General features: G+C 67.2%; 20 protein-coding genes. 3 read left to right on the top strand and 17 right to left on the bottom strand.

Annotated elements, in window-relative coordinates; translation table 11 throughout:
* Positions 1 to 12: 12 nt before the first annotated feature.
* From AC56KW_RS08560 to AC56KW_RS08540, 5 genes are all read right to left on the bottom strand, one after another.
* Positions 13 to 903, bottom strand: a complete 891-nt coding sequence (locus tag AC56KW_RS08560) for an alpha/beta hydrolase (RefSeq protein ID WP_497170477.1) — start codon at positions 901 to 903, stop codon at positions 13 to 15.
* Complete coding sequence (locus AC56KW_RS08555; protein WP_497170312.1) at positions 903 to 3,968, bottom strand: glycosyl hydrolase family 28-related protein; 3,066 nt, start codon at positions 3,966 to 3,968, stop codon at positions 903 to 905. Before AC56KW_RS08555 ends, AC56KW_RS08560 begins: the two co-directional genes overlap by 1 nt.
* 15 nt (positions 3,969 to 3,983) lie before the next feature.
* Complete coding sequence (locus AC56KW_RS08550; RefSeq protein ID WP_497170311.1) at positions 3,984 to 5,297, bottom strand: gluconate:H+ symporter; 1,314 nt, start codon at positions 5,295 to 5,297, stop codon at positions 3,984 to 3,986.
* Positions 5,298 to 5,309: 12 nt separating this feature from the next.
* A complete protein-coding gene (locus tag AC56KW_RS08545) occupies positions 5,310 to 8,315 on the bottom strand; it encodes a TonB-dependent receptor plug domain-containing protein (protein ID WP_497170310.1) in 3,006 nt (1,001 codons plus the stop codon).
* 115 nt (positions 8,316 to 8,430) lie between these two features.
* Positions 8,431 to 8,964, bottom strand: a complete 534-nt coding sequence (locus tag AC56KW_RS08540) for a gluconokinase (protein WP_497170309.1) — start codon at positions 8,962 to 8,964, stop codon at positions 8,431 to 8,433.
* A gap of 320 nt (positions 8,965 to 9,284) precedes the next feature.
* On the opposite strand from AC56KW_RS08540, the gene AC56KW_RS08535 reads away from it, so the two are divergent.
* Entirely contained in the window at positions 9,285 to 9,863 is a 579-nt protein-coding gene (locus tag AC56KW_RS08535) for a putative glycolipid-binding domain-containing protein (protein WP_497170308.1), read from the top strand.
* A gap of 9 nt (positions 9,864 to 9,872) precedes the next feature.
* Here the strand turns inward: AC56KW_RS08535 and mnhG are convergent, their stop codons facing one another.
* The 8 genes from mnhG to AC56KW_RS08495 form a co-directional block, all read right to left on the bottom strand.
* Positions 9,873 to 10,244 carry a monovalent cation/H(+) antiporter subunit G gene (mnhG, locus tag AC56KW_RS08530; protein ID WP_497170307.1) on the bottom strand — a complete coding sequence of 124 codons (372 nt, stop codon included), beginning with the start codon at positions 10,242 to 10,244 and terminating at the stop codon, positions 9,873 to 9,875.
* Positions 10,241 to 10,519 (bottom strand): K+/H+ antiporter subunit F, encoded by a 279-nt coding sequence (locus AC56KW_RS08525; protein ID WP_306391530.1) that lies wholly within the window; start codon positions 10,517 to 10,519, stop codon positions 10,241 to 10,243. Before AC56KW_RS08525 ends, mnhG begins: the two co-directional genes overlap by 4 nt.
* Positions 10,503 to 11,033 carry a Na+/H+ antiporter subunit E gene (locus AC56KW_RS08520; protein WP_497170306.1) on the bottom strand — a complete coding sequence of 177 codons (531 nt, stop codon included), beginning with the start codon at positions 11,031 to 11,033 and terminating at the stop codon, positions 10,503 to 10,505. Before AC56KW_RS08520 ends, AC56KW_RS08525 begins: the two co-directional genes overlap by 17 nt.
* Complete coding sequence (locus tag AC56KW_RS08515) at positions 11,030 to 12,697, bottom strand: monovalent cation/H+ antiporter subunit D (RefSeq protein ID WP_497170305.1); 1,668 nt, start codon at positions 12,695 to 12,697, stop codon at positions 11,030 to 11,032. Before AC56KW_RS08515 ends, AC56KW_RS08520 begins: the two co-directional genes overlap by 4 nt.
* Positions 12,694 to 13,038, bottom strand: a complete 345-nt coding sequence (locus AC56KW_RS08510) for a Na+/H+ antiporter subunit C (protein ID WP_497170304.1) — start codon at positions 13,036 to 13,038, stop codon at positions 12,694 to 12,696. The genes AC56KW_RS08515 and AC56KW_RS08510 overlap by 4 nt, the downstream gene beginning before the upstream one ends.
* The gene (locus AC56KW_RS08505; RefSeq protein WP_497170303.1) at positions 13,038 to 15,950 is read right to left on the bottom strand and encodes a monovalent cation/H+ antiporter subunit A; all 2,913 of its coding nucleotides are present in this window, start codon (positions 15,948 to 15,950) and stop codon (positions 13,038 to 13,040) included. Before AC56KW_RS08505 ends, AC56KW_RS08510 begins: the two co-directional genes overlap by 1 nt.
* A 60-nt stretch (positions 15,951 to 16,010) precedes the next feature.
* Positions 16,011 to 16,892 (bottom strand): universal stress protein, encoded by an 882-nt coding sequence (locus AC56KW_RS08500; protein ID WP_497170302.1) that lies wholly within the window; start codon positions 16,890 to 16,892, stop codon positions 16,011 to 16,013.
* A gap of 77 nt (positions 16,893 to 16,969) precedes the next feature.
* Entirely contained in the window at positions 16,970 to 17,374 is a 405-nt protein-coding gene (locus AC56KW_RS08495; RefSeq protein ID WP_497170301.1) for a hypothetical protein, read from the bottom strand.
* A gap of 175 nt (positions 17,375 to 17,549) precedes the next feature.
* Here AC56KW_RS08495 and AC56KW_RS08490 point away from each other — a divergent pair, with 175 nt between their 5' ends.
* Both AC56KW_RS08490 and AC56KW_RS08485 read left to right on the top strand, forming a co-directional pair.
* Positions 17,550 to 18,644: a porin gene (locus AC56KW_RS08490; RefSeq protein ID WP_497170300.1), complete on the top strand. Its 1,095-nt coding sequence runs from the start codon at positions 17,550 to 17,552 to the stop codon at positions 18,642 to 18,644.
* Positions 18,645 to 18,878: 234 nt separating this feature from the next.
* On the top strand, positions 18,879 to 20,876 hold the full coding sequence (locus tag AC56KW_RS08485) for a hybrid sensor histidine kinase/response regulator (RefSeq protein ID WP_497170299.1): 1,998 nt from the start codon (positions 18,879 to 18,881) through the stop codon (positions 20,874 to 20,876).
* Here AC56KW_RS08485 and AC56KW_RS08480 read toward each other — a convergent pair.
* From AC56KW_RS08480 to AC56KW_RS08465, 4 genes are read right to left on the bottom strand one after another with little or no spacing between them, the layout of a single operon-like run.
* Positions 20,858 to 21,844 carry a Gfo/Idh/MocA family protein gene (locus AC56KW_RS08480; protein ID WP_497170298.1) on the bottom strand — a complete coding sequence of 329 codons (987 nt, stop codon included), beginning with the start codon at positions 21,842 to 21,844 and terminating at the stop codon, positions 20,858 to 20,860. The genes AC56KW_RS08485 and AC56KW_RS08480 overlap by 19 nt on opposite strands.
* On the bottom strand, positions 21,841 to 24,018 hold the full coding sequence (locus tag AC56KW_RS08475; RefSeq protein ID WP_497170297.1) for a heme-degrading domain-containing protein: 2,178 nt from the start codon (positions 24,016 to 24,018) through the stop codon (positions 21,841 to 21,843). The genes AC56KW_RS08480 and AC56KW_RS08475 overlap by 4 nt, the downstream gene beginning before the upstream one ends.
* Positions 24,015 to 25,361, bottom strand: a complete 1,347-nt coding sequence (locus tag AC56KW_RS08470; RefSeq protein WP_497170296.1) for an MFS transporter — start codon at positions 25,359 to 25,361, stop codon at positions 24,015 to 24,017. Before AC56KW_RS08470 ends, AC56KW_RS08475 begins: the two co-directional genes overlap by 4 nt.
* On the bottom strand, positions 25,354 to 26,376 hold the full coding sequence (locus tag AC56KW_RS08465; protein WP_497170295.1) for a glucokinase: 1,023 nt from the start codon (positions 26,374 to 26,376) through the stop codon (positions 25,354 to 25,356). Before AC56KW_RS08465 ends, AC56KW_RS08470 begins: the two co-directional genes overlap by 8 nt.
* Between the last annotated feature and the right edge of the window lie 21 nt (positions 26,377 to 26,397).

The raw sequence follows: 26,397 nt of genomic DNA, 5'->3' as shown, positions 1-26,397 counted from the left end.
CTCCTTTTATTGTCATGGCGCGGGGACGCCTTCCGGCTTGCGTCCACTGCGCGGTACCAGCCAGCCGCCGTCGGCGAGCCAGTCCGCCAGCCGGTCCGGCCAGTGCTGCAGCGAGACGCGCTCGCCGCGCTGGCCCATATTGAAGGCATGGTCGGTGTCGGCGTACAGGTGCAGCTCGGCCGAGACGCCGGCCGCCACCAGCTGCTGGTACAGGGTGATCGTGGGCGGCATGCAGCAGGCGTCGCGCGAACCGGCGACCAGGAAGGCCGGTGGCGCGTGCGCCGCATCGGTGGCTGGGGTGCCGAGCGGCCCAGGATACACCAGCATCTGGAAGTCGGGCCGGGCCGACTGGCGGTCCAGCGCGTCGGCGCCGGCTTGCGGCGCCCTGTGATTGGCCACCAGCGCCGCCAGTTCGCCGCCGGCCGAGAAGCCCATCACGCCGATGCGCTCGGGATCGACGCCATACCGCGCCGCATTGGCGCGCACCCAGCGCACGGCGCGCCGCAGGTCGGCGGCGGCATCGCCCTCGATGCTATAGCCCGAGTCGCCATCGCGCGCCAGCCGGTATTTCAGCACGAAGGCGGTGACGCCGATCCGGTTCAGGGTCTTCGCCGCCACCATGCCCTCGTTCTGGAACACCAGCATGCGGTGCCCACCACCAGGCACGACGATCACGGCGGCGCCATTGGCGTGGCGGCGGTCGGCCTGGGCCACCGTCAGCGAAGGCGCATGCACATTGCTGAAGTAGACACCATCCCTGATCGTCTCGGGTTCCTTGTGGCGGCCCTGCGAACCGGGCGCGCCACCGGGCCAGAGCTCGATCACGGGCGCGGCCGGCGGCTGCTGCGCCAGCGCGCTGCCGGACAGCAGCAGCGCGGCGCACAGGATGCGGATGGTGCGCATCAATCGGCGATCCGGGTCGAGTACAGCGAATGGTGGGTGAGGATGAACAGCGTGCGCTTGTCAAGACCGCCGAAGATCAGCTGCAGCGGACGTTCCGGCACATCGATGCGGCCCTTCTGCTTGCCATCCTTGCCATAGATGAATACCTGGCCGTTGGCCACATACACATCGCCGTTCGCGCCGACCGCCGCGCTCTCACCGCCGCGGTTGGCCAGCAGCTTGAGATCGGTGATGCCGCCACCCTGGTTGACGATGCCGCTGAAGGTGCGGTTCTCGGAACCGTTGGTAAACACCACGCGCTGGCCGACCGGCGCCGTGACGAAGCCGAAGGCCTGCAGCGAATCTGCCCAGCGCCAGCCGAGGTGGTCCGCCGCGCCCTGGCGCAGCACGCGGTAGGCGGGCAGCACCAGGCTGCCGTCCGGCGACACGTACTCTTCCTTCTTCGGCAGGGCGACGTCGCGTGCGAACATTTCGGCCAGGGTGGTGAATTCGAAGGTGTCGTAGTTGAGCTGGTCCTTGAACTCGCCGTTCTGCCAGAAGTTGACCGGCACCGCGACCCGTGCATTCTTGCGCGCAGCCACCGGCGTCGGCCTGATCATCGTGATCTCGGTGCCGGGCGTGCCTGGCTTGAAGGCGTACACGCTGGCCTGCGGACCGTAGTTCGAGATCACCATCAGGTTGCCGCTGTCGTCGAGCGCCAGGTTGACCGGATCGAGCGGGGCGTCGCGTACCACGACCAGGCCTTCGTCCTTCGTATAGCTGTAGATGCGCTTCCAGTGGCGGTCGACGAAGTACAGCTTGCCTTTCGCATCGACGGCGGCGCCGGCGATCGAGTAGAAGCCGCCTTCGAGCTTGTCGACCTTGCCCAGCTGCGCCGGCGCCTTGCGCTGCTTGCCCGTGTAGTCGAACACCGCGAACTCGCGCTCGCGCACTTCGAGCTTGTTGCTCACGTCGCGGATCGCGTTCTCGTAGGCGAACTTGCTGGCCCGCAGATAGGTGGTGCAGCCATTGTCGTCACAGGTCGCGAAGCCGCTCTCGCCGTTCACGTGCACGTTGCGGAAGCGGATGTCGGTGGAATTGGTGATCAGGATCGCCGCCGGCATCGGCTTGTAGGAGCGCGTCACGCGATAGCCGTGGTAGTTCGCGAACAGCAGGTTTTTCGAATTGCGGATCTCGAGCGACACCGCATCGGCGCCATCGCGGATTTCCTCTTCGGTCTGCGGCGCCAGGAATTCCCAGTTCTCCACATTGTCCAGCACGATCTCGGCGCGGATATGGTGCTCGGCCGACAACTCATAGACCTTGCCCGGGGTCTTGGTATTGCTCACGTAGAAGCCGGCCTGCGCATAGCCGCTGGGCGACCAGATGCCGGAGAAAGTGCCGCCGCCGCCGTCGGTTACCCACACGCTCGGATACTGGCGGTCCCAATGCGCGGTGGTGTCGAACTTGGCGTCCTTCTGGTACGGGTCGGCGCGGCGGCCGTCGTACAGGCGCGTGCCGTGGCCGCCCTGGATGCGCACGTCGTCCACCAGCGAGTGTTCGCCCGCGCGCCACAGCAGCGCCACCGCGCGGTTATTGATCTCGCCGGTGGCCAGGCCGATGCCGGACACGATGCCTTCGCCGCCGCGTGCGCTCTCGAGCAGCGCCTTGGGGCTGTCGACGCCCTGGTACTTGGGCGAGCCGTTCGGAATCAGGAGTTGGGTCAGGCCCGGGTGCAGGGCGATGATCACGGTGTCAGGCTTCATGCGGATGGTGTCGTTGACGACATAGAAGCCCAGCGGGAGGTAGACCACGCGGCTGCTGTCGATCGCCTTCTGGAGCGCCGCAGTGTCGTCGGTCTTGCCGTCGCCTTTCGCGCCGTAGGCGTGCACGTTGGCCCATTCCTTCGACGGTGGCAGCGGACGCAGGGCGCGGGTGGGCGCCTTCACCGACGACGGCAGGGCCGCGGTCTTGTAGTTGGTCGAGAAGGTGCCAGGCTCGCCCATCTGCTTGATGAACAGGCCATAGTTGAATTCGCTGACCGTATAGTCGCGGCCCTTGCCGGCCAGCGCCTTGCCGCTGTCGCGGAAGCGCACGAACGTCGGCACGTTGCGCGCGATCGCATTCTCCATGCCGACCTGGGTGTAGACGTTGTCTTCGTTGCTGACGACGAGCGCCGCCTTGCTGACATTTTCGAAGCGCACGTCCTTGCCCCACAACCAGTCGCCGTAGCCGCGGTCGATCTCGACCCCGACCGGGGTGTCGCGAATCTCGGTATTGATCATCGTAAGGCTGGCTTCATGCTCGCGGATCGCGGCGTCGCGCTGGCCCTCGAAAGTCGAGTCCATCAGGGTGAACTGCCAGGCCGGCGAAGTCTTCTCGCTCAGGATGCCGTAGCGGCCGCCGTAGAAGCGCAGGTTGTAGGCCACGTTGCCGACCTGGTAGACGCCGGCCAGGCTTGATCCCAGGTGGAAATCGATGTGGCTCAGGTTCGAGTGCTGGGCCGTGTGCATGCGCACCGCGGCGGCGGCCGGGTTGCCGTCCTTGATCTCGAAGTCGACGTTCGACAGCGCCGAATAGAAGGTCGACGAGTTGGCGTTGCGGACCGCCTTGCCTTCCTCGGCGCTGAATGGCACCGCGCTCGGCACCGGCATCGGCACCTTGCCGACCGTGTACTGGTCGCCGCCGGTGAAAATGATCATGTTCGCCACGCCCTTCTGGAAGCCGGGCGTGTTCTCCGCCAGCACGAACACGGGACGGGTCGGGCCGACGCCGTACAGGCGCACGGCGAGGGGAATCAGCAGCGAACGGGTGATGCGATAGCGGCCCGAAGGCAGGAACACGACGCCGCCCTGGCCCTTGTTGGCGGCGGCATCGAGGGCTTGCTGGATGGCGGCCGTGTCGTCGGCCTGGCCGTCGCCCCTGGCGCGCACCACGACGGCGCGCGGGTCTTCGGGCATGAGCTGGTAGGCCGATACGGATGGCGTCGGCGCCGCGAGCGCGGCGGCGGGGACGAGGGTGCTGGCGGCCAGCAGGCACGAGAGTGCCAGAGCGCGGGGAAGTACGGAAGGTGTTGTTGACATCATGGATCTTTTCCTCAGCTATGGTAGAAGCAGCGACAAAAGCATCACGAACAGCAGGCCGAACACGCCCACCAGGGTCTCCATCAGGGTCCAGGAGCGGAACGTATCCTTCAGGGACAAGCCAAAATATTCTTTGAACATCCAGAAGCCGGAATCGTTGACATGGCTGCACATCAGGCTTCCGGCGCCGATGGCCAGCACCATCAGGTTCGGGTCGACGCCCGAGCTGTGCACCAGCGGCGCGACGATCCCGCCGGCAGTCACGCCGGCCACCGTGGCCGAGCCCAGGCAGATGCGGATCACCGTGGCGACCGACCAGCCCAGCACCAGCGGCGGCACCGGAAGGCTCGACAACAGCGCGCCCAGGTCGGCGCTGACGCCCGACTCCACCAGCACCTGCTTCAGTGCGCCGGCCCCGGCGATGATCAGCAGGATCGGCGCGATCTCGCGCATCGCTTCGGCCGGTCCCTGCATCACGGTGGAGAAGCGCCGTCCCTGCGCCAGGCCCAGCGTGTAGATGGCGACCAGGTAGGACACCAGCATTACCACCAGCGGATTGGCCAGGAACGACAGGCTGCCGTTCAGGTCGGGCCGCGCCATCATGAGCACCGTCGTCGCCCCCAGCAGCAGCACCGGCAGCAGGGCGGTGGCGAAGCTGTTGAAGGCGCCCGGCAGTTCGCCGTCCTGCATCGCGCGGCCGTCCTGGAACATCGCTGCCGGTTGCGCCCGGATGCGGCGCAGCGACATTGCGAACACGGGACCGGCAATGATCAGGGTCGGTATCGCCACCACGATCCCGTACAGCAGCGTGGTGCCCATGTCGGCGTGGATCGCCGATACGAGCGCCACCGGCGACGGATGCGGCGGCAGGAAGCCGTGCGCGATCGACAGCCCGGCCAGCAGCGGGATCGCCAGGGCTACCGCCGGTCGTCCCGAACTGGCTACCAGCGAGAAGATCAGCGGCACCAGCAGCACGAAGCCGACGTTGTAGTACAGCGGGATGCCGACCACGAAGCCGGTGACGGTCAGCGCCACCGGAATGCGCGACGGCCCCAGCGCGTCGACCAGGCAGGTGGCGATGCGGCGCGCGGCGCCGCTGTCGGCGATCAGCTTGCCGAACACGGCGCCCAGGCAGATGATCACCACCAGGGAGCCGAGCAGGTCGCCGATGCCCTTCTCGATCGCGCCGGGGATCCTTGCGGGCGGCACGCCGAGCAGCAGCGCCGCCGCGACCGATGCCGCCACGAAGGCCAGCAGGGGCTGAACCTTGCCCCAGGCGATGAGTAGCGTCAGCAGGCCGACCGCCAGCAGTACGGAAACGATGTTCCACACGGCTGGCTCCCGTCAGAAGCCGTAGCGCAGGCCAGCCCGGTAGGTGCGTCCAACCACGTCGTACAGGGCCGGGTTGATGCCGTAGCTGGCATTGTTCTGCGGCGCCGCTTCGGGAGCACGGTCGGTCACGTTGTCGATCTTGACGTAGGCCTGCAACTGCTTCGACAGGTTGTAGCTGGCGCCGATGTCGAGGTAGGCCGCACCTTTCATCTTGTTGCTGTAGATGGTCGGATGGATCAGGGTCGATACCGGGCAACCCGTCTGGCACTCGATGAAGTCGTTGCGGTAGGTGCCGTCGCTGAACCAGCGTTCGGTCAGCGTGAAGCTCAGCTTGTCGTTTTCCCAGGTCTGCTGCGCCAGCACTTTCCACTTTGGCGTGTTGCTCATGTTCGAGCCAGCCGAATCCACCGCGATCGTGCCGACCACGCCCGACTCGGTGATGTAGTGCAGGTTGCGGGTGGCCAGCGCACGGAACGTGAAGCGTCCCGGCAGGTTCAAGCGCTCGAGGCCGGTCCGGTAGGAGGTCTCGAGGTCGAAGCCCTTGACCTTGAGCGAGGCGAGGTTGAAGTTCTGCAGGGTGACGTAGTTGCTGCCCGGGCTGTCGAGCACCATGGCCTGGCAGATTTCCTGGTTGCCGGCCACGCACAGGTCGACTTCCTGCTGGATCGTCAGCGCCGAGATCACGCCCTTGACTTCGATGTCGAAGTAGTCGGCCGAGACGGAAAAGCCCGGCGCCCACTTCGGCTGGCTCAGGACGATGCCGAAGGTGTTGTTGCGCGCGATTTCCGGACGCAGTCCCGTGTTGCCGACGGTGCGTTCCTGGACGCTGATGGTATTGCCCTGGTACTGGACCACGTTGTTGACCACCACCGGCGCCGCGAACAGTTCCGACAGGTTGGGCGCGCGCACGTCCTTCGAGGTCACGCCGCGCAGGCGCAGGCCATCGATCGGGGTCTGCCAGGTGGCGCCCAGCTTCCAGCTGTTGACGCTGCCGGCGGTGCTGTACTTGGTCTCGCGGTCGGCCAGGTTGAGGTTGGCCTCGCCCCAGGTCGCCGACTTGAGCACCGGGATGTTCAGCTCCACATAGGCTTCGCGCACATTGTAGCTGCCTTCGCCGTTATGGAAGTTACCGGCGTACCAGTTGTTGCCAACGGTCGTGTTGAGCAGCGGGTCGGCCGGGTACATGGCGTTGTTGGGCGAGGTCGGGGTGACGCCGTTACCGTAGGCGTCGCCGCGCACGCGGTATTTCTCGCGCCGGTACTCGGCACCGGTCGCCAGCGAGATCGGGCCGGCCCAGCCTTCGAACAGCTCGCCATTGATATTGAAGCTGCCGACGTCCTGGCTTTGCGTGGTGCGCTGGCGCGGGCCGTTGGCCGGGGCGATATAGGCCCAGGCCGCCGGGTCGGCCGGGTTGTCGCCGATGATATTGAGCGGGACGCAGCCCGACGCCGCGGCCACCGGATTGCGGCACACGATGCGGCCGTCCGGCGCGCGCACCGCGTCGATGGCGTTGTTATAGCGCGTGTTGAGCGTCATGTTGAACGCGTCGAGATTGGTCTTGTTTTCGCCGTGGGTCACGTAGGCGTCGTACGACCAGTCCTTGCCGAACAGGGCGAACTTGCCCTCGGCGCCGACTACGAAGCGGCGCTGGGTGCGGGTCGGCTGGACGTCGATGTTCTCGGGGAAGACCGCGTTCGAGGTGCCGTACTGGAAGCTGGTGATGTTGTTGCGGGCGCAAGCCTCGACGATCGAGGCCGGCAGGAACGGGTTCGAGCACTGGATGTTCAGGTTGGCGTTCTTGGCCGCGCCCGGGTTGGGCGAGAAGCGCGACGCCACCTGGCCATAGTTGGCGGTGAAATAGAGCTGGTGTTCGGGAGTGATGTCGAACGACATGCGGGTATAGGCCACCTGGCGCTTGAAGTTCATCGCCAGGTTGGTGCCCGAACCCACGTTGCCGCTCAAGTCGCCGCCAATGCAGAACGGGTTGATGCAATTGGTGACGGCGCCGGTGCCGGTCGGCTGGCCATTCGAGCCGTACTGGAACTGGTAGGGCGTGCCGCCGGGGCCGAAGGCGGTGCCTTGCAGCGGGCCGCTGGTGATCAGGCCGTACTTCGCGTACTGGTATTGCTGCGCCTGTTCGATCACGCGGTATTGCGGCAGGCCGTCGCCGGTCTGGTTCAGCGGACGCACCGAATAGGCCGGGTTCTGGTACCAGGTGCGGCCGTTCGGGCCCTTGCCGCCGAAGCCGGGAGACTCGATGCCGTTCTCTTTCGTGAACTCGGCGCTGGCCGTCACGTGGAAGCGGTCATCCAGGAAGGCCTTGCCCCAGGCGGCCTGCACGGTGCCGCCGCGGTCGTCATCGTACTTGGTCTGTCCACCCTGGACATTGGCCTTGAAGCCGGTGAATTTTTTGTCGGTGACGAAGTTGACCACGCCGCCTACCGCGTCCGAGCCGTAGGACGCCGAGGCGCCGCCGGTCACCACGTCGACGCGTTTGACCAGCAGTTGCGGGAACTGGCTGACGTCGGTCACGCCGGTGACGTTGGCGCCGACCACGCGCTGGCCGTCGAGCAGGGTCAGGGTGCGGATCGTGCCCAGGCCGCGCAGGCTCAGGGACGACAGGCCCTGGATGCCGCTGCTGGTGCTGTTGGTGCTGGTGGTGCGGCCGGTGCTGCCCTGCAGGGCCGGCAGTTCGGCCAGGGTGTTGAACAGGTTCGGCTTGGCCGATTTTTCCAAGTCGGCGCTGGTCAGGCTGGTGGTCGGCGTCGGCATGGTGAAGCCGCGCGCGGCGATGCGCGAACCCGAGATGCGCACGACATTCGATGCTTCGTTGGTCGCGGCGGGCGTAGCGGCGGTCTGTGTGGCCTCGACGGGCAAGGCTTGCGCCGTGGCGTCGGCGACGGCGGCGGTTTCCGATTGGGGCTCGGGCTGTGCCTGCTGCGCGTGGGCGGCCCCGACGCTCCAGCAGACGCTGGCCACGGCCAGGCTGATAAGGGTCCGTTGAACTGGTGTACGCATGATGTCTCCTCGATGCTTGTTGTATGGGAGCGCGCCGTCTCTGCGGAGGGCTACGCGACAGCTTGCAACTGGCTGGTTTACTGAAATCTCGTCGAACCTCGGTGCCAGGGCCGGGTCAGGCGTTTGCTGTGATGCGTTCCACCAGCGCGGTCGGCGCCAGGGTGATGTCCAGGGTGAGGCCTGCCTCGTCGGCCTGGAGCGGCTCCAGGATGCTCAGCTGGCTATCCAGCAACGACGGCGGCATATAGTGTCCGGGGCGTCCGTGCATGCGCACGGCAATCAGTTCACGCGGGCCGGCCAGGTGCACGAAGCGCAGCGCCGGGTCGGCGCCGCGCAGCAGGTCGCGGTAGCGCCGCTTGAGCGCCGAACAGGACAGCACCAGGCCCCGGCCTTCGCTGCGCGCCTGGCCGATTTCGGTCGCCAAAGCATCCAGCCAGCCGGCGCGGTCGTCGTCGTCCAGGGGGATTCCGGCCGACATCTTGGTGACGTTGGCGGCGGGGTGGTAGGCGTCGCCTTCCAGGAAGGGGACGGCGAAGTGCTGGGCCAGGGCGGCGCCGACCGTGCTCTTGCCCGATCCGCTGACGCCCATGACGACCCAGCGCAGGGGACTGGAGACTGCGGACGGGGTACTGACGCTTGATGCTGACATCGTTTCTCCTCGAAAGACCGTTAGCGCTAACATCGCGTTTTTTGAAGTGTTGTTCACCTAATTTTTTTTGTAAACACGTTATCGATGTTGCAATGCAGCGTAATCCGGCGTCGACATTGCGGCTTTGCATCCGGCAGCAGCAAAGGCAATCGACGGTTTTCACTCAGCAAGTAAGCTGAAAATTTGATAGCGCTAACATTGTTGCGACGCGCAATCTATTTTTTCTCACTGTTGTGTTTTTTCTACGCTGATGCGTGCGCGCCACACTATGCGCGTCGATAGACGCTATGGTGGAAGCTGGTCAGGCAGGAACAAAAGCCATGAACTCCATGCAGCGCAGCTTGCGCTGGTCCACCGAACAGGGCAACGGGCTCGAATTCTGCGCGCTACGCTGCACGCCACAAGGCCTTATCGCCGAAGGCGTGACGATCGGACCGGCCATCGCCAGCTTGGCCGGGAGCGCGCCGTTCGGCTGCAGTTATGCCGTGCATTGCGACCAACGCTGGCATGTGCGCCAGGTCGAGGTAAAGGTGGCCGGCGGTGCGCACCTGCTGTTGCACGCCGATGGCGAAGGATTCTGGCGCGGCGCGGATGGCGCGCCGTTGCCGGCGCTGGACGGTTGCATCGACGTCGACCTCACCTGCACGCCGTTCACCAATACGTTGCCGATCCGGCGCCTGGGCGAGGCCCTGCGCGAACGCCAGGAGATCCGGGTCGCCCATATCGTGCTGCCCGACGAAGGCGTGATCCGTTCGCGCCAGGCCTATACCGCGCTCGGGGGTGGCCGCTATCGCTTCGAGAGCCTGTCCGACCGCTTCCAGGCCGACATCGAGACCGATGCCGACGGCCTGGTCGTGCGCTATCCAGGGTTGTTCCGGCGCCTGGAACAAACGCGCTGACAGGGGCGCTTACTCGCGCGAGATGGTGTACACCTCGCCCGCGGTCGCGCCGGCGTCGCCTTTCTTGGCCCGCAGGTCTCGGTACACTGCGGCGCGCATGATCATCATCGCCACCACCGGCGCCGTCAGCAGCACGAACACGGTGATGATGATCTCGTGGACCACCACGCGCGACTGCGCCACCGTGAAGTAGAGCATGGACGCGATCAGCAGGCTGCCGGCGCCCAGGGTGATCGTGATCGCCGGGCCGTGGATGCGCTGGTAGAAGGTGCGCAGGCGCATCAGACCGAGCGCGCCGATCAGGATGATGCTGGAGCCCAGGATCAGCAGCAGCGAGACCAGCAGGGCGGCCCAGTCGGGCAGGTGTTCGATACCGGTCATTCGATGATCTCCCCACGCATCAGGAATTTCGCCATGGCGACGGTGGAGACGAAGCCGACCAGTGCGATCAGCATCGCCACCTCAAAGTAGACCTGGGTGCCGAAGCGGATGCCCAGCACCAGGGCCAGCAGCATGCCACACATCCAGAGGGTGTCGAGGGCCAGCACGCGGTCGTGGGCCGAGGGACCGATCAGCAGGCGGCCGGCGCACAGCGCCATCGCCGCCAGCACGCATACGAGGGCGTAACCGATCGAGATTTCAAGCAGGGTCGCCATGGCGGACCTCCGTTTCGAAGATGTGGATCAGGGGCTGTTCATAGCGGGTCTTGATGGTGTCGACCCACCATTTGGCATCGTGCAGGTCGAATACGTGCAGGACCAGCGTATGTTTGTCGGAGTCGGGCCTGGGCTGCAGCTCGGTCCATACCGTGCCCGGCGTCATGTTGATCAGGCAGGACAGCATCGCCAGCCCGTGCGGATCGCGCAGGTCCAGGGGAATGCGGACGAACTGCGAGTTCAGGTTGGCATAGTCGGCGAACAGGATGACTCGGCTGACGTTGAAGCACGAGCGCACCACTTCGACCGATGCGAAGCCGAGCAGGCGCACGGCGACCAGCGGCTTGCGCAGGCGTGGGTAGCCCAGCGGATTGAGGTGGCGGGTCAGGACCGGAGCGGCAATGCCGAGCAGTACGCCGAGCAGGATATGGCCCGGATACAGGGTCTGGTTCAGCAGCAGCCACAGGGCGCACAGCGCCAGCGACACGATAGGGTAGGGTAGCCAGCGACTCATGGCGCCTCCGGGGTCAGGAAGGTCGGCGGTGTCGCCGCGGGCGCCGCGCCAGGTTGCGGAACGGCCGGTTCGGCCAGCACCCGGTAGATGTAGCCGCCCGGCCGGTGAAGGCTGTCGCTTGCGCGCGCAAGATAGCCGAACAGCGGTTCGGCCTGCACCGTCATCAGGACCGAGAGCGCCAGCAGGAACAGGATCGGCGCCACTTCGGAGCGATGCACCTTGGGCGGTTCGATGGCGCCGCTGGCCCAGAAGGTGCGTACGCCAAAGCGCATCATCGAGATCACGGCGATCAGGCCGGACAGGATGATCAGCGCCATCAGGGTCCAGCCGGCGGCCGGGATCGCGGCCACGCCGGCACTGTCGGCTTGCGGATTGAGCAGCGCATGGAACATGCTGAACTTGGCCACGAAGCCCGACAGCGGCGGCAGGCCGGCGATCATCAGCGCGCAGGCTGCGAAGGCCAGCGACAGGAAGGCCATCGCGGCCGGCACGCCGCGTCCGGTGGGCTCGGCCGGCGTGTCCTCGACCGCGAACGCTTCCATGGTCAGCGCCAGCATCGCCGAGCGCGGGGTGCGGATGCGGTCGATCAGCTCGATCAGCAGCAGGAAGGCGGCCACCGCGATGGTCGAGCCGATCAGGTAGTAGATGCCGGCGGTCACCAGCGGCGGCTGGCCGTAGCCGATCACCGCCAGCAAGGTGCCCGACGAGACGATCGCGCCATAGCCGGCCATGCGTCCGGCGGTATCGGTCGACAGGATGCCGGCGGAGCCGAACACGATGGTCGCCATGCCGCCGTAGAGCAGGGCGTCGCCGCCGAAGCCGGCGGCGGCGCCCGCATTGTCCGAAAAGATCAGCAGCCACAGGCGCAGCAGCACATAGGCGCCGACCTTGGTCATCAATACCAGCATCACCGCCACCGGCGGCGAGGCGGCGGCATAGGTGGTCGGCAGCCAGAAGCCCAGCGGCCACATGGCGCCCTTGGTCAGGAAGGCCAGCGCCAGCACGGTCGCGCCGACCTTGAACAGGGCCAGGTCCTCGCCCGCCAGCAGCGGCACGCGCGCGGCCAGGTCGGCCATGTTGAGGGTGCCGGTGGTGGCGTAGATCAGCGCAATGCCCAGCAGGAACAGCAGGGCGGCGGCCAGGTTGATCGCGATGTATTGCATGCTGGCGCGGATACGCTCGGCGTTATAACCGTGCAGCACCAGGCCATACGACGCGGCCAGCATCACCTCGAAGAACACGAACAGGTTGAACAGGTCGTGGGTCAGGAAGGCGCCGTTGATTCCCATGAGCAGGAACTGGAACAGCGTGTGGAAATGCACGCCGATGCGGCCCCAGCGGGTGCGGGTGAAGTGCAGGGAGGCCAGGCCGAGCACCGCGGTGAGCAGCAGCATCAGCGCCGACAAGCGGTCGGCCAGCAGGGCGATGCCGAACGGCGCGCTCCAGTTGGCGGCCAGGTAGATGCCCATGCCGTCCTGCCAGTGGCCGCCATCGGTCATGAAGATCAGCGCCAGCGCGTTGGCCAGCAGGCCAAGGAGCGAGGCGTAGCTGAGCCAGTACTTCAGGCGGTGCCAGCCCTGCGTCAGCGGAGCCAGGGCGGCGCCCACCAGCAGCGGCAGCAATACCGGCACCAGGATCAGGTGCTGGGTCCAGTGCAAACTCATAATTCAGGCTCCTTGCCATCCACGTGGTCGGTGCCGGTCAGGCCGCGCGAACCGATCATCACCACCAGGTACAGCGCGGTGGTGGCGAAGCCGATCACGATTGCCGTCAGCACCAGGGCTTGCGGCAGCGGGTCGGCCAGGACGGACGGGTTGGGCGTCGTGCCGGCGGGCGTGAGCGGCGGGGCGTCGACCCACAGGCGGCCCATCACGAAGATGAAAAGGTTGACGGCATAGGACATCAGCATCAGGCCGGACAGCACCTGGAAGCTGCGCGGACGCAGGATCAGCCAGATGCCAGAGCCGAACACGATGCCGATGGCAAGCGATATGACGAGCTCCATCAGAAGATCTCCTTGGCAGGCGGGATAGTGGCGCGCGTGGCGTCAGCCGCCGCGCGGTGGCTGCGCAGCGACTGGTGGGCCAGCGCGACCAGGGTCAGCATGGTAGAGCCGACTACCACCAGGAACACGCCCAGGTCGAACATGAAGGCGCTCGGCACATGGATCTCGTCCAGGATCGGCAACGTCACATGGGCGGTATGGCTGGTCAGGAACGGATAGCCGAGGAACCAGGCGCCGATGCCGGTGAAGGCGGCGCAGGCCAGACCCCAGGCGATCCAGCGGTGCGGCCGCAGGCGTAGGTGCGACTCGACCCAGTCGGTGCCGGCCACCATGTACTGCACGATCAGCGCGGTGGCGAAGATCAGGCCGGCGACGAAGCCGCCCCCCGGCAGGTTATGGCCGCGCATGAAGAAGTAGGCCGCCATTACGCCCATCACCGGCAGCAGCAGGCGCAGATAGACCGCGGGAATCATGAGGTAACCGCTCGAAGCCTGCGCTGCAGGAGACTGGTTGACGGCCGGATCGACGTCGCTGGCCTGCTGCACCGGAATCGCGATCGACTCGGTGGCGGGACGGAAGCGGCGCAGCAGCGCATAGACGGTCAATGCGACAGCCGACAGCACGGTGATTTCACCCATGGTGTCGAAGCCGCGGAAGTCGACCAGCAGCACGTTGACGACGTTCGAGCCGCCGCCCTCGGTCAGCGCGCGCAGCACGAAGAACTCGCCGATCGACGGCGGCGGCGTACGCACCAGGATCGCGTAGCTGGCGGCGGCGATGCCCAGGCCGCCGGCAACGGCGATGAAGCCGTCGCGGCCGCGCCGGAACCAGGTGCTGGGTGGCGCCTTGTTCTTCAATTCCTTCGGCGCGAAGCGCGGCGGCAGCCAGCGCAGGCCGAGCAGGATCAGCACCGTGGTCACGGTCTCCACCATCAGCTGGGTCAGCGCCAGGTCGGGCGCCGACAGCCACAGGAAGGTGATGCTGGTGACGGCGCCGACGCCGCCCACCATCACCAGCGCTGCCAGGCGGTGGTACTTGGCCTTGTAGGCCGCGCCCAGGGCGCAGCCGGCACCGATGATCCACAGCACGGCGAACAGCGGGTCGAGCGAATGCACGCTCAGCACCGGAATCGCGGGTAGTGGGTCGACCAGCAGCAGCGGTGCGGCCACCATGACGGCCATCAGCACCAGCATCTGCGGCTGCAGGCGGCGGGTGCCGGTCCAACGGAGCAGCGCACTGGCGCCGACCGACAACGCCAGCATGGTGTTTTCATACGCTTGCGCGCCCTTCAGGCGGTGCAGCACCGGCACTTCGGTGCGTTCTCGCAGGTCGTGGCGACGCCACAGGAACCAGTACAGCAGGGCGCCCAGCAGCAGCGCCGCGCCGCTCATCCCGAGCGCCAGGTTGAAGCCGTGCCAGATCGCCAGGTCGTACTCGGGCATGGCGCTGCCCAGCACCGAGCTGGAGGCCACCGCCAGCACGTCGCCGACCACGCGCTCGGGCATGATGCCGACCGCGATGCACAGCACCACCAGGCACTCGACCGGGAAGCGCATCCAGCGCGCCGGCTCGTGCGGTTCGTGCGGCAGGTCTTTCGCCAGGCGGCCGAAGAACACGCTGATGAAGCGCAGCGAGTAGGCGACGCTGAAGATGCCCATCGCCACCGCCGCGTACGACATCGACCAGTCATCGCTGCCGCCCACGTGGGCGGTTTCGGCGAAGAACATCTCCTTTGACAGGAAGCCGTTCAGCAGCGGTACCCCGGCCATCGAGGCCGAGGCCACGATCGCCAGCGCGGCCGTCACCGGCATGGCCTTGCGCAAGCCGCGCAGCACGCGCATGTCGCGCGTGCCGGTCTCGTGGTCGACGATGCCGACCGCCATGAACAGCGAGGCCTTGAAGATCGCGTGGTTCATGATGTGGAACACCGCCGCCACCACGGACAACGGGGTGCCGATGCCCAGCAGGCAGGTGATGAGACCGAGGTGGCTGATGGTCGAGTAGGCCAGCAGTCCCTTCATGTCGTTCTGGAAGATCGCGAAGAACGAGGCCAGCACCAGGGTGGTGACGCCGGCGCCGACGATGAGCCAGGTCCATTCCTGGGTGCCGCCAAGGGCCGGATACAGGCGCGTGAGCAGGAACACCCCGGCCTTGACCATGGTGGCGGAGTGCAGGTAGGCCGATACCGGGGTCGGCGCGGCCATCGCGTGCGGCAGCCAGAAGTGGAACGGGAATTGCGCGCTCTTGGTCAGGGCGCCGAGCGCGATCAGCACCAGCGCCGGCAGGTATAGCGCGTGGGCGCGAATCTGGTCGCCGGCCGCCAGCACGACGTCGAGCTCGTAGCTGCCGACGATATAGCCGAGCGTGAGCACGCCGGCCAGCAGGCACAGGCCGCCGGCGGTGGTGACGGTGAAGGCCATGCGCGCGCCGCGGCGCGCGTCGTTACTCTCTTGCCAGTAGCCGATCAGGAGGAAGGACGTCAGGCTGGTCAGTTCCCAGAATACGACCAGCTGGATCAGGTTGCCGGAGAGGACCACGCCCATCATCGAGCCCATGAAGGCCAGCATATAGGCGTAGAAGCGGGCGACCGGATCGCGCCTGGACATGTAGTAGCGCGCGTACAGGATCACCAGCAGGCCGATGCCGAGCACCATGATCGAGAACAGCCAGGCCAGGCCGTCCATGCGGATGATGAGATCGAGGCCGAACATCGGCAGCCAGCTGTGGCGCGATTGCAGCACTTCGCCGGCATCCAACCGGCCGAACTGGGAAATGGCGAAGATGAGGGCCAGAAGGGTGAACGCGCCGGCCGCGATGGCGGGACGGTTGCGCGACCCATTGGGAAGGCAGGCGGCGACGAAGGCGCCGGTGAAGGGAAGAAGGACGAGCAGGATCAGTGGCAGTGAGGTCATCGACATCATCCTTCGGGGCAGTGCGACATGTAGCGGCACGCACAGAGGTGCAGGGCGGTTTCAGGTTTTTTCATTCTCATCATCTTTTCCAGCGCGCGCAGGGGGACGTACAAGCAGCGTGTCGCACACGACTGCCTGCAGCAGGTATTCACTGCGGCTACCGGTCAGGAGGCGCATCAGCGCCGATTCTTCATGCAGGCCAAGGACGACCAGGTCGATACTATTATCCACTACATGACGCGCGAGCTGGGACGCAGGTTCGCCTTCGCCGATCACCGGGTCGAGCAGTACGCGCGCATCCGGTGGCAGCGCGCAGCCGTCCAGGAAGCGGATCATCGCCGCGTGCGGTGGGGCGTCCGGCGCCAGGATGTGGCTGTCATGGGCGTGGAACACAGTGATGCGGCGCCCGGGGAACAGGCTCGCCGCCGTTTCCAGCGCCAGGCGTGAGGCCGGCGTAAAGTCGGTCGCGACCATGATCCGGCGGTAAGGCCCGCGCACGCGCTGGCGTACCACCAGCAGCGGCTGCGCCAGGCCGCGCGCCAGCTTCTCGACGGTGGAACCGAGCAGCAGGGCGCCCAGGGTATCGTGCTGCGAGGCGCCGGCGACCACGACTGCACCGGGCAGGGAGGCGGCGGCGTCGAGGATGGCGGCGGGGGGCGGGCCGCTGGCGAAGCGCTGGCTGGCGTGCAGGGGTGAGCCGGCGAATTCGCGCGCGAATTCCGCGCGCGCGGCGCGTTCCTGGTGCGCAAGGCCGGCATCGGCGTCGAGCCATTGGAGTACTTCGCCGGGCGCCTGGGGGGCCTCGTGCACCGTCAGGACCGCTAGCGGGATGGAAAATTCTTCGGCCAGCTGCTTGGCGCGTTCCAAGGGCCGGTCGCAGCGGGCGCTCAGGTCCGTCGCAAGCAACAATCCGGGGGGCGTAGTCGGGCTCGGGTCTGGCATGCGCCGCCTCATGGAAAGTCTTTTCGAAGGCGACACTCTACCGTAGTTGACGACCTGGCTACAACGCGTTTCTTCAGTTATTTTGAATTTACTTCGGATAACTTCGGGTGCAGTACTGCATTCTCGCGCAACGTCAACCCGGATCCGGGCGTCAGGCGGACGTCGAGCGCCGGGACGCAGGCGGTGTCCTGTCCATACGCCGCGCGCACCTCGGCCTGCATGTGCGTCTCCCCGCGCAGTTTGGCCTTGCAGGCGGCGCGTTCCTCGTCGCCGACCGGCTTGTCCGAACTGTGTCGGCTGCGGCGATGTAGTCGGTGCCGGCGTCCGAGGATCGATTCCGCGCTCTGCGTCGGCGCAGTCGCGGTTTCCCGCGGCTCGGTGGCAACCGCCGGGGAGGCGATGGCCGTTTGTTCGGTGTCGTTTCTGGGCGTTGTGGCGTAGGTCGCCTGTGCGGCGCTGGCGTCGCCGATGCTGCTCACCATGGTCGTTTCCTGTTGCGGGTGATCGTCCAGCATGAACGGCCGGGCAGGTCGCGCGGCGCAGGGCGGCAAGTGCAAAGCGAGGCAAACCCAACACGATCGGGGGGCGATCTCCACTCGATTGGGGATATGCATGGATGCCGCCCTTCGCCGACAATCCTGCCAAGGAGAATCGTCGATGAGTAATTACTTGCGCCACAGCGCGCTGGCATTGGCGGCATGCGCCGCCAATGCCCAGGTCCAGGCCCAGACCAATGTCCAGTTCTACGGCCGCCTGAACGTCTCGGCCGAACACGTGAAGGCGTCCGTCACCACCGATGGCGGGCGCCTGAGCCAGCAGCGCCTGTCGGGCAACCGCTCGGTGCTGGGATTGCGCGGCAGCGAAGACCTGGGTGACGGGGTCAACGTCGTGTTCCAGGTCGAGGCTTCGCTTTCGCCCGACACCGGGGCCGGCGAACTCGCGCGGCGCGACACCCGGGTGGGCCTGGACGGCGACTTCGGCACCCTGTTCGCCGGCCACTGGAATACGGCCTACAACGGCGCGACATCTGGTCTCGATCCCTTCTATCCGACCACGGCCGGCTATATGAGCATCATCAGCAATGGCGCGGCCTCGTCGACCGACAATGTCAGCAACACCTCTTCCTTCGACCGGCGCCAGGCCAATTCCATCCATTACTGGTCGCGCCCGTGGAAAGGCCTGGGCCTGCGCCTCACGCATGGCCTGGCCGAGGAACGTCCGGCCAGCGGCGCCAAACCGTCGCTGACATCGCTGGCCGCGGTCTATGACCAGGGGCCGTGGTATGCGGCGCTGGCGCACGAACGCCATCACGAATACCAGGGACCGGGACTGCGCGACAGCGGCACCAAGCTGGCAGTAGCGCGACGCTTTGGCGATACCCGGGTCGCGCTGCTGGCCGAGCGCCTGGCATACGAGACCGCCGCCGGCGGCCTGGATCGCAATGCCTGGTATGTCTCGGTCATCCACCAGGTGGGTCTTCACGGCCTGCGCCTGGGCGTGGCGCGCGCCGGCGACGGCAAGGGCGCGAGCGGCAGCCGGGTCGGCTCCATCCGCGGTGGCGCGCGCACCGGCGCGACCCACGTCACGCTGGGCTACGAGTACCTGCTATCGAAACGCACGGCCGTGCATGCCTATGTCACCCACCTCGACAACGAGGTGAACGGCGGGTACGACTTCGCGATCAACAGCCTGGGGGCGGCACCCGGCGCGACCCTGAAGGGCGCCGCGCTCGGCCTGCGCCACAGCTTCTGATGCGGCCTGCCTGACGATGCAGTGCAGGTCATTGTCCGGCGCGCATCCAGGCGCTAGACCTCGGCAAGGACGTGCGCCTGACGCCCGAGACCGCGCGCCTGGCGCTGGGCGAGAACATCTGCCCTGGCGGTATGACCACGGCTGGTACGGCAGCATCACCTCGCCCTGACGGCCTTTGCCGGTGGGCACCCGTGCCCGCCCGGCCGGCTGGGACTGGTAGGATGGCGCCAGCCCATGAAGATTTTCCCCACCAAGCATGCCGTTCCGGCAGGCGCCGCCATCGTCTGCCTGCTGCTCGCCGCCGCCACGCTGGCTGGCTGGGGGCTGCATTCGCCGTCACTGATCGGCGCCGGCATCGGCGCGCCGCAGATGTACCCGTTCAGCGCGGTCGGTTTCATCTGCGCCGGCCTTAGCGTGCTCCTGCAGCTGCACCCGGTGCGCCCGGTCGCCCGCGTACTCGCCCTGCTGCTCCTGGTGCTCGGCCTTGGCGGCGCGGTGATGCGCTATGCCGGCTGGGCGCCGGCGCCGCTGTCACTGGGCCTGGGCGCCGCGTCCAGCGCGTGGAGCCTGCCGGCGCCGCTGACCGATGGCCTATTCGTGGTGCTCGGCGCCAGCCTGGCCCTGGTGGGCGTGCGCCGCACGGTCGCCGTGGCCCAGGCGCTGGCGGCCAGCGTGCTGCTGTTCTCCCTGCTCACACTGGCCAGTTTCGCCGCCGAGGATACGGTCCTTTATCAGCTGCTGCCCGGCCGCGGCACCTCGCTGCGCACCGCGCTGGCCTTCATGCTGGCCTCGAGCGCGGTGCTGGCGCTACGTCCCGACCAGGGCATGATGGTGGCACTGGCCAGCGCCACGCCCAGCAGCCAGACGCTGCGCCGGCTGATGGTGCCGCTGGTGGTGGCTCCAATCGTGCTGGGAATGGTCGCCACCGCTGCCGTGCGCGCCGCCGATCCGGGCATCGACCTGACCACGATGATCTGGCTGTTCGTGTGGGGCCTGCTGGTAATCCTGATCGCCGTGGTGTGGCGCTTCGCCTACCAGCTGTACCGCCAGGACCTGATCCGCGGCATGGCCGAGCGCGAGCGCAACGAGGCCCTGCAGGCGCTGCGGCTGGCCGATGAGCGCAAGAACGAGTTCCTGGCCATGCTGGCGCACGAGCTGAGGAATCCGCTGGCACCGATCAGCACTGCCGCCAGCCTGCTCAAGAGCGTGTATGCGAGCGACCCCGGCGCGGTGCGGCGCACTAGCGAGATCATTGCGCGCCAGGTCGACCACATGGTTCACTTGGTCGACGACTTGCTCGACGTGTCGCGCGTCACCCGCGGCATGATCGAACTGAAGCGGGAACGGGTCGACCTGCGCCAGGTGGTCGGCGCCGCGCTCGAGCAGGTGCAGCCACTACTGGACACCCGGCGCCAGCGCCTGCATACCGCGCTGCCCGACGCCGGGGTGCTGGTCGAGGGCGACGCCAAGCGTCTGATCCAGGTGCTGGCCAACCTGGTCAACAATGCGGCGAAATACACGCCCGAGGAAGGCAATGTGCATGTGTCGGTGCGGATCGAGGGCGCGCAAGCGGTGCTGGAGGTGCGCGACGACGGCATCGGCATCGCGCCCGAACTGCTGCCCGATATTTTCGGCCTGTTCACGCAGGCCCGGCGCACGCCGGATCGGACCGGGGGCGGGCTGGGCCTGGGGCTGGCGCTGGTACGCAACCTGGTCGAGTTGCACGGTGGGCGAGTGCGCGCCGACAGCGCCGGGCCCAGGCAGGGCAGCACGTTCACCGTGACCTTGCCGCGCGTGGAAGCATCGTCCGCGCCGGTAGCCGAGGCAACCGCACCGAAGGGGCGGGCGCGCAAGGCCGGCGCATCGCGCGTGCTGGTGGTGGACGACAACGCCGATGCGGCGGCGTCGCTGGCGCTGCTGCTGGAAATGGAAGGTTATCGGGTCGCGGTCGAACATGCTCCGCATCCGGCCCTGCGACGTGTACTGGAAGACGCACCGGATGCCTGCATCCTCGACATCGGCCTGCCAGCCATGGATGGCCGCGAGCTGGCGCGCCGCATCCGCGCTGGCCTGGCAGAACATACGCCGGTCCTGATCGCGTTGACCGGCTACGGCAGCGATGCCGACCGCCAGGCGGCGCTGGACGCCGGCTTCGACCATTACCTGGTCAAGCCGGCCAATATGCAGCAGCTCGAAGCGCTGCTGGCCAGGACTCAGGCGTCGCTCGGATAGCGCAGGCCGATCTGCTTGCGGATCGTGTCGAGCAGGGTCATGATCGCCAGCGTGTCGTCGTGGCTCATGTCCGGATGCTCGAGCAGGCCTTCGCGCAGGCACTGGCCGGCGGCGATCGCCTCGTGGGTGTAGCCGTTGCCGAGCCAGGGCGTGGCGATCGTGCGCGAGGTGCCGTCCAGCAGGTCGACCGTGACGCTTTCGGTCATGTGGAACATGCGGTGCATGCGCACGCTGCCGCGCGTGCCGGACACTACCAGCTCGCTCGGCGCCCGCGCCCGCAGCGAGCAGCTGCAGATCGACAGGGTGCCGCCCGCATGGCGCATGGTGAAGGCCGTGGTCAGGTCCACCCCGGTCTCGCCCATCACGGCCTGGGCCTGCACCGCCTCGACCCGGCCCAGCAGGGCGCAGGCGATCGACAGCGGATAGATGCCCAGGTCGAGCAGGGCGCCGCCGCCCAGCGTCGGATCGTTGACGCGGTGGCTTGGATCGGGCGTAGCCGAAAAGCCGAAGTCGGCATGCAGCTGGGTCACCGTGCCGATCTCGCCGGAAGCGATGATGCGCCTGACCTCGGCCAGGGCCGGCATGAAGCGGGTCCACATCGCCTCCATCAGGAACAGCTTTCTTGCCCGCGCCAGCGCCACGACCTCGCCCGCCTCGCGCCGGTTCATGGTGAACGGCTTCTCGCACAGCACCGCCTTGCCGCCGCGCAGGGCAAGCATGGCGTTGGCCGCGTGCATCGGGTGCGGGGTGGCGATATAGATGATGTCCACATCTGGTGAACCGGCCAGCTCCTCGTAGGAGCCGAACGCCAGGGGCACGTCGAATTGCCGCGCAAAGGCTTGCGCCCCTTCGTTGCTGCGCGAAGCGACGGCGGACAGAACGGCGTCGGGTGTCGCGCGCAGGCCGGCCGCGAAGTCACCGGCGATGCGGCCGGTGCCGAGGATGCCCCAGCGGATGATACGGGTCATGGTTGTTCTCCAATATTCAAATGGTCTTTCAACGCGGCCACGACCAGTGCATGGTCGTCCGCGCCGGGCAGGCCTGACACCGTGACCGTGCCGACCGCGCCGCGGCCACGCACGACGATCGGGTAGGCGCCGCCGTGGGCCGCATAGTCGCGCATGTCCAGGCCCGGCAACCTGTCGTGATCACCGCCGGCCTGGCGCACTTCGTTATGGATGTAGAAGGAGCTATGGCCGGTGCGCTTGACCAGGTTATTCTTGCGCCGGATCCAGTCGGCGTGGTCGGGCGAGGCGCCCGGCATCGCGTGCGCGAACAGGACCGTGTCGCCATGCCTGATTTCGAGCGTCACCGGCCGGCTGGCGCTGCGCGCCCGCGCGACCAGCGCGGCGCCGAGGGCGGTGGCGGTGCCCTGGTCGAAGCGGTCGAATTGCAGCAGTTGTTCCTCGCGCAGCAAGGCGTCGAGCGAGACGGTGGTTTCCTGGTTCATGGTCGATGGCGTGAGCACGGACAGCGCCGCGCTGACATAGACCAGCGGCGCGTTCCAGTTGATGGCGACTTCGTTGGCGGCGTAGCTGCAGTCATGGTCGATATACGACAGCGCCGGCAGCTTGCTCGGGTATGGCGGGCAGTCCTTGGCATCCTGCTGGCCCGGGTTCGGGCCGCCGGACAGCCAGCCCGGCACCGGCGCTTCGACGCCGTCGGCCATCGAGGGCCGGTGGTGCGGATGCATGAAAGGCCGGGCGCCGAAGCCGGTAACGAAGGCGTAGCCGGTGGGGTTGCGGCCCAGGACGTAATCGAGGCTCGATTGCGCGGCGTGCAGGTAGTCCGGGTCCGGTTTGAGGCGATAGGCCTGCACCAGCATCATGCCCTGGTTCAGGACCACCGCATTGCTGCCCCAGACGAAATCCTTCGGCGTCATCGCGAGGCGGTAGCCGCTGGCGCGCCAGGTCTGTGCCAACTGCGCGGCCAGGGACTCGACGCGGCGTGCGACCAGGTCGTGATCCAGGCCGGGGGCCAGGCGCGCGCGGTGATGGGCCAGCGACATCCAGCCCAGCGAAGCCACATTGCCCCAGGACGGCGTCGACAGCGGAGCATCGTGCTTCATCAGCGCCGTGGCGTAGCGTGTGTCGCCGGTGGCGATGAACAGCTCGGCCGCGGCCCAGGCGAACTCGTCGCCCAGTTTCGTGTCGCCGTATTCGCCGGTGGCGACATCCTTCGGATTCTTGAAGACTGCGTCGGGATGGGCGTCGGCCCAGCGCCAGGCCGCTTGCGCCGCCGCCAGCATGCGCGCCGCCATGCCGGGCCACCTGGCCTCATACGGCGCGAGGACGCGGCTGGCCGTGGCCATGGTGGCGGCAAAGTCGAGCGCTGCCGCCGTGCTCTTGGCCACCACATAGCGCGCCGTAGTCGAGGCCGCATGCGGCATCACGATGCCGTCGAACCGCAGGTTGGTGAGCTTGTGGTACACGCCGCCATCCTGTGGATCCTGCATGGTCAGCATCCATTCGAGGTTCCACATGGCCTCGTCGAGGATGTCGGGGATGCCGTCGCCGGATTCGGGGATGCCGGTATCCTGCTTGAAAAAAGCGGGGAAATGCTCGAGGGCCGCCAGCAGCGTATAGGTCGAGATGCCGGAATTGACCACGTACTTGTTGTAGTCGCCGGCGTCGTACCAGCCCTTGGGACTGGACAGCACGGCGCCTGCCGGGCGCGACGCCGACGCGGCCGACGCATGTACCACCACCTTGTCGTCGGGGTGACCGGCCGGCCGGGCCCAGGGGCCTGCGTGCCGTGGATCGAGTGCGATCGCGCTGCGGTTGTAGTAGAAGGCCTTGAGGGCGGCGGCGTTCAGCGCGCGGTAGCCGCCGGCGGTGACCGTGAAAGGATCCGACAGTGCGAACCCTGCCATCCTGATGCGGTAGGTTCCCGGCTGCGTGAGCGCGCTGAAATCGAGCACCCGCACCGTCTCGCCCGACGGTTCCCAGCGCAGCGCGGCGCCGGCCGTTCCCTTGAAGGCGGTCTTGCCGTCGGCGCCGACGACTTCGAATTCATCCGCCCCCTGCGCCGCCACGGCCAGCTTCTGCGCCTGCGGCAGGAAGCCGACCTGGTTGACCTTGACCGCCTGCGCGGACGCGCCGCCCGCGACCAGGCATAACAGCGACAGTGTCAGGCGCTTCATGCCGGCACCGTCTTGCCGTCGGGGTCGGCGTCGACGTCCGGCGCCCTTTGCGGCTGGCTGCCGTCGTCGTGGTAGAACGGCGCGAACCAGGTCGCCAGGAACGAGGGAATGGTCGCCACCATCACCAGCGCGAAGTAGCCGACATAGCCCATCATCTCTTGCAAGTGGCCGCTGATCACGCCGGTGACCATGCCGCACAGGCCCATCAGGCCGGTGCCGAAGGCATAGTGGGTGGTCGTGTACTTGCCTGGCGCCAGCTGCTGCATCAGGTAGATCATGAAGCCGACCGCGCCGAAGCCGAAGAAGAATTTTTCGATCGCGACGCCGAGCGTGACCAGCACCAGGCTCGATGGCATGTAGATCGCCATCACGAGGAAAGTGATGTTGGGGATGTTGATCGCGCAGCACAGCACGAGCAGCGTCGACTTCAGGCCACGCTTGGCGACGTACAGCCCGCCCAGCAGCGAGCCGACCAGCACCGCAGCCAGTCCATAGGTGCCGTAGATCAGGCCCAACATCTCGTTGGACAGCCCCAGGCCGCCCCTGGATGCGGGATCGACCATGAAGAAGGGGCCGATCTTTTCCAGCAGGCCCACGCTGAAGCGGAACAGGAAGGCGAAGGCGATCATGCGCCATACGCCGCGCTTCTGGAACAGCGTGACGAAGGCGTCGAGCAGGATGCGGCCGGCATCCCTCATGCTCGCCGGCGTGTCGGCCGCGCGCGCGCCGTCCGGCATGGTGCGCCAGTGCCACAACGCCATCACCAGGGTCAGGCCCCCGACCAGCAGGAAGATGATGCGCCAGGCGTCGATCCAGTCCGGGCCGAACACGGCGGGATCGTGGCCGAAGACGGTCGAGTGCAGGTAGCCGGAGAGATACACCATGCCGCCGGCGGCCACGATCGGGCCGATATTCCACGACAGGCTCTGGATGCCGCAATACAGCGACTGGGCGCGCGCATCGAGCGAGGTGACGTAGACGCCATCGCTGGCGATGTCCTGCGTGGCGCCGATGAAGGACAGGGCGAAGAAGATGGCCATCAGGAACGTCATGTAGCCGGGCAGTTCCATCAGCAGCGCCACCCCGGCGAAGCCGGCCCCGATCAGCACCTGCGCGCACAGCACGAAGAACTTCTTGGTGCGGTACATCTCGACGAACGGCGCGAACAGCGGCTTGACCGTGTACGCCAGGATCAGCAGGCTCGAATACTGGGCGGCGCGGCCGTTGTCCATGCCGAGATTCTTGAACATGATGGCGGTGACGCTGGTGAGCATCACGTAGCCGAGCGCCATCGTGAAATAACCGGTCGGCACCCACAGCAGCGGCGAAACGGATTTACGCATGGGCGGCCTCCGTGTCCGAACGCTGCGCCGTTGTGCAGGCCTGCGCCAGGTGATCGGCCAGGATCGCCGAAGCCCCCTGCAGTGCCGGGTAGGGCGCCGTGATCAGCCAGGTCGGGATGCGCGCGGTAAATTCGCTGAAGCGCCCCTTGCGCTCGAAGCGCGGGCGGAACGGCGAGGCGACGAAGTAGGCCCCCAGGCGCGGTACCACGCCGCCGCCGATATAGATGCCGCCCCGCGCGCCGAGGGTCACGGCCAGGTTGGCCGCCACCGTGCCCAGCATGCCGCAGAAGCAATCGACCGCTTCCAGCGACAGGGCGTCGCCGCCGGACAGGCCGCGGGTGACGATGTCGGACGGCGACAGCTCGCGGTCGTGCGTCATGCCGCGGCTCACGGCCAGCGCTTCGCGGATCAGCACCAGGCCAGGACCGGAAACGAAGCGCTCGGCCGAGACGTGGTCGTAGCGCTGCCAGGCATGGCGCAGCACGGTCACTTCGCGCTCGTCGAGCGGAGAGAAGGCGACGTGGCCGCCTTCGCTATTCAGGGGAATCCAGCGCTCGCCGCTCGGGACCAGGCCCGATACACCGAGGCCGGTGCCGGCGCCGACCAGGCCGATGGCGGCGCCGGCCAGGGGCGCGCCGCCGCCGACCTGGGCCAGGTCGCCTGCCTTCAGGGCCGGCAGCGACATCGCCAGCGCCGTGAAATCGTTCACCACCAGCAGCGTCTCCAGGTCCAGCGCGCGGCGCGCGGATTCGATCGAGAACGTCCAGTGGTGGTTGGTCATGCGGATCGCGTCGCCGTCGACCGGATTGGCGATCGCGATCACCGCGTGGCGCACATGCGCATTGACGCCCGCCAGGTAGAAGCGCACCGCATCCTCGAAGCGGGCATGGTCGGCGCAGGCCAGCGTCTGCACGGCCTGGAGCTTGCCCGGCGCCGGCTCGAGGGCGAAGCGCGCATTGGTGCCGCCGATATCGGCCAGCAGGCGCGCGCCGTCGGGATGGTGGATCGTCTGCATTGTCTCCTCCTTGTCGCTGTT

The organism is Telluria sp. RT2P19 (genome assembly GCF_059685725.1).
Note: the sequence above shows the minus strand (reverse complement) of the source record. Positions and strands in the feature narration are given on the sequence as shown.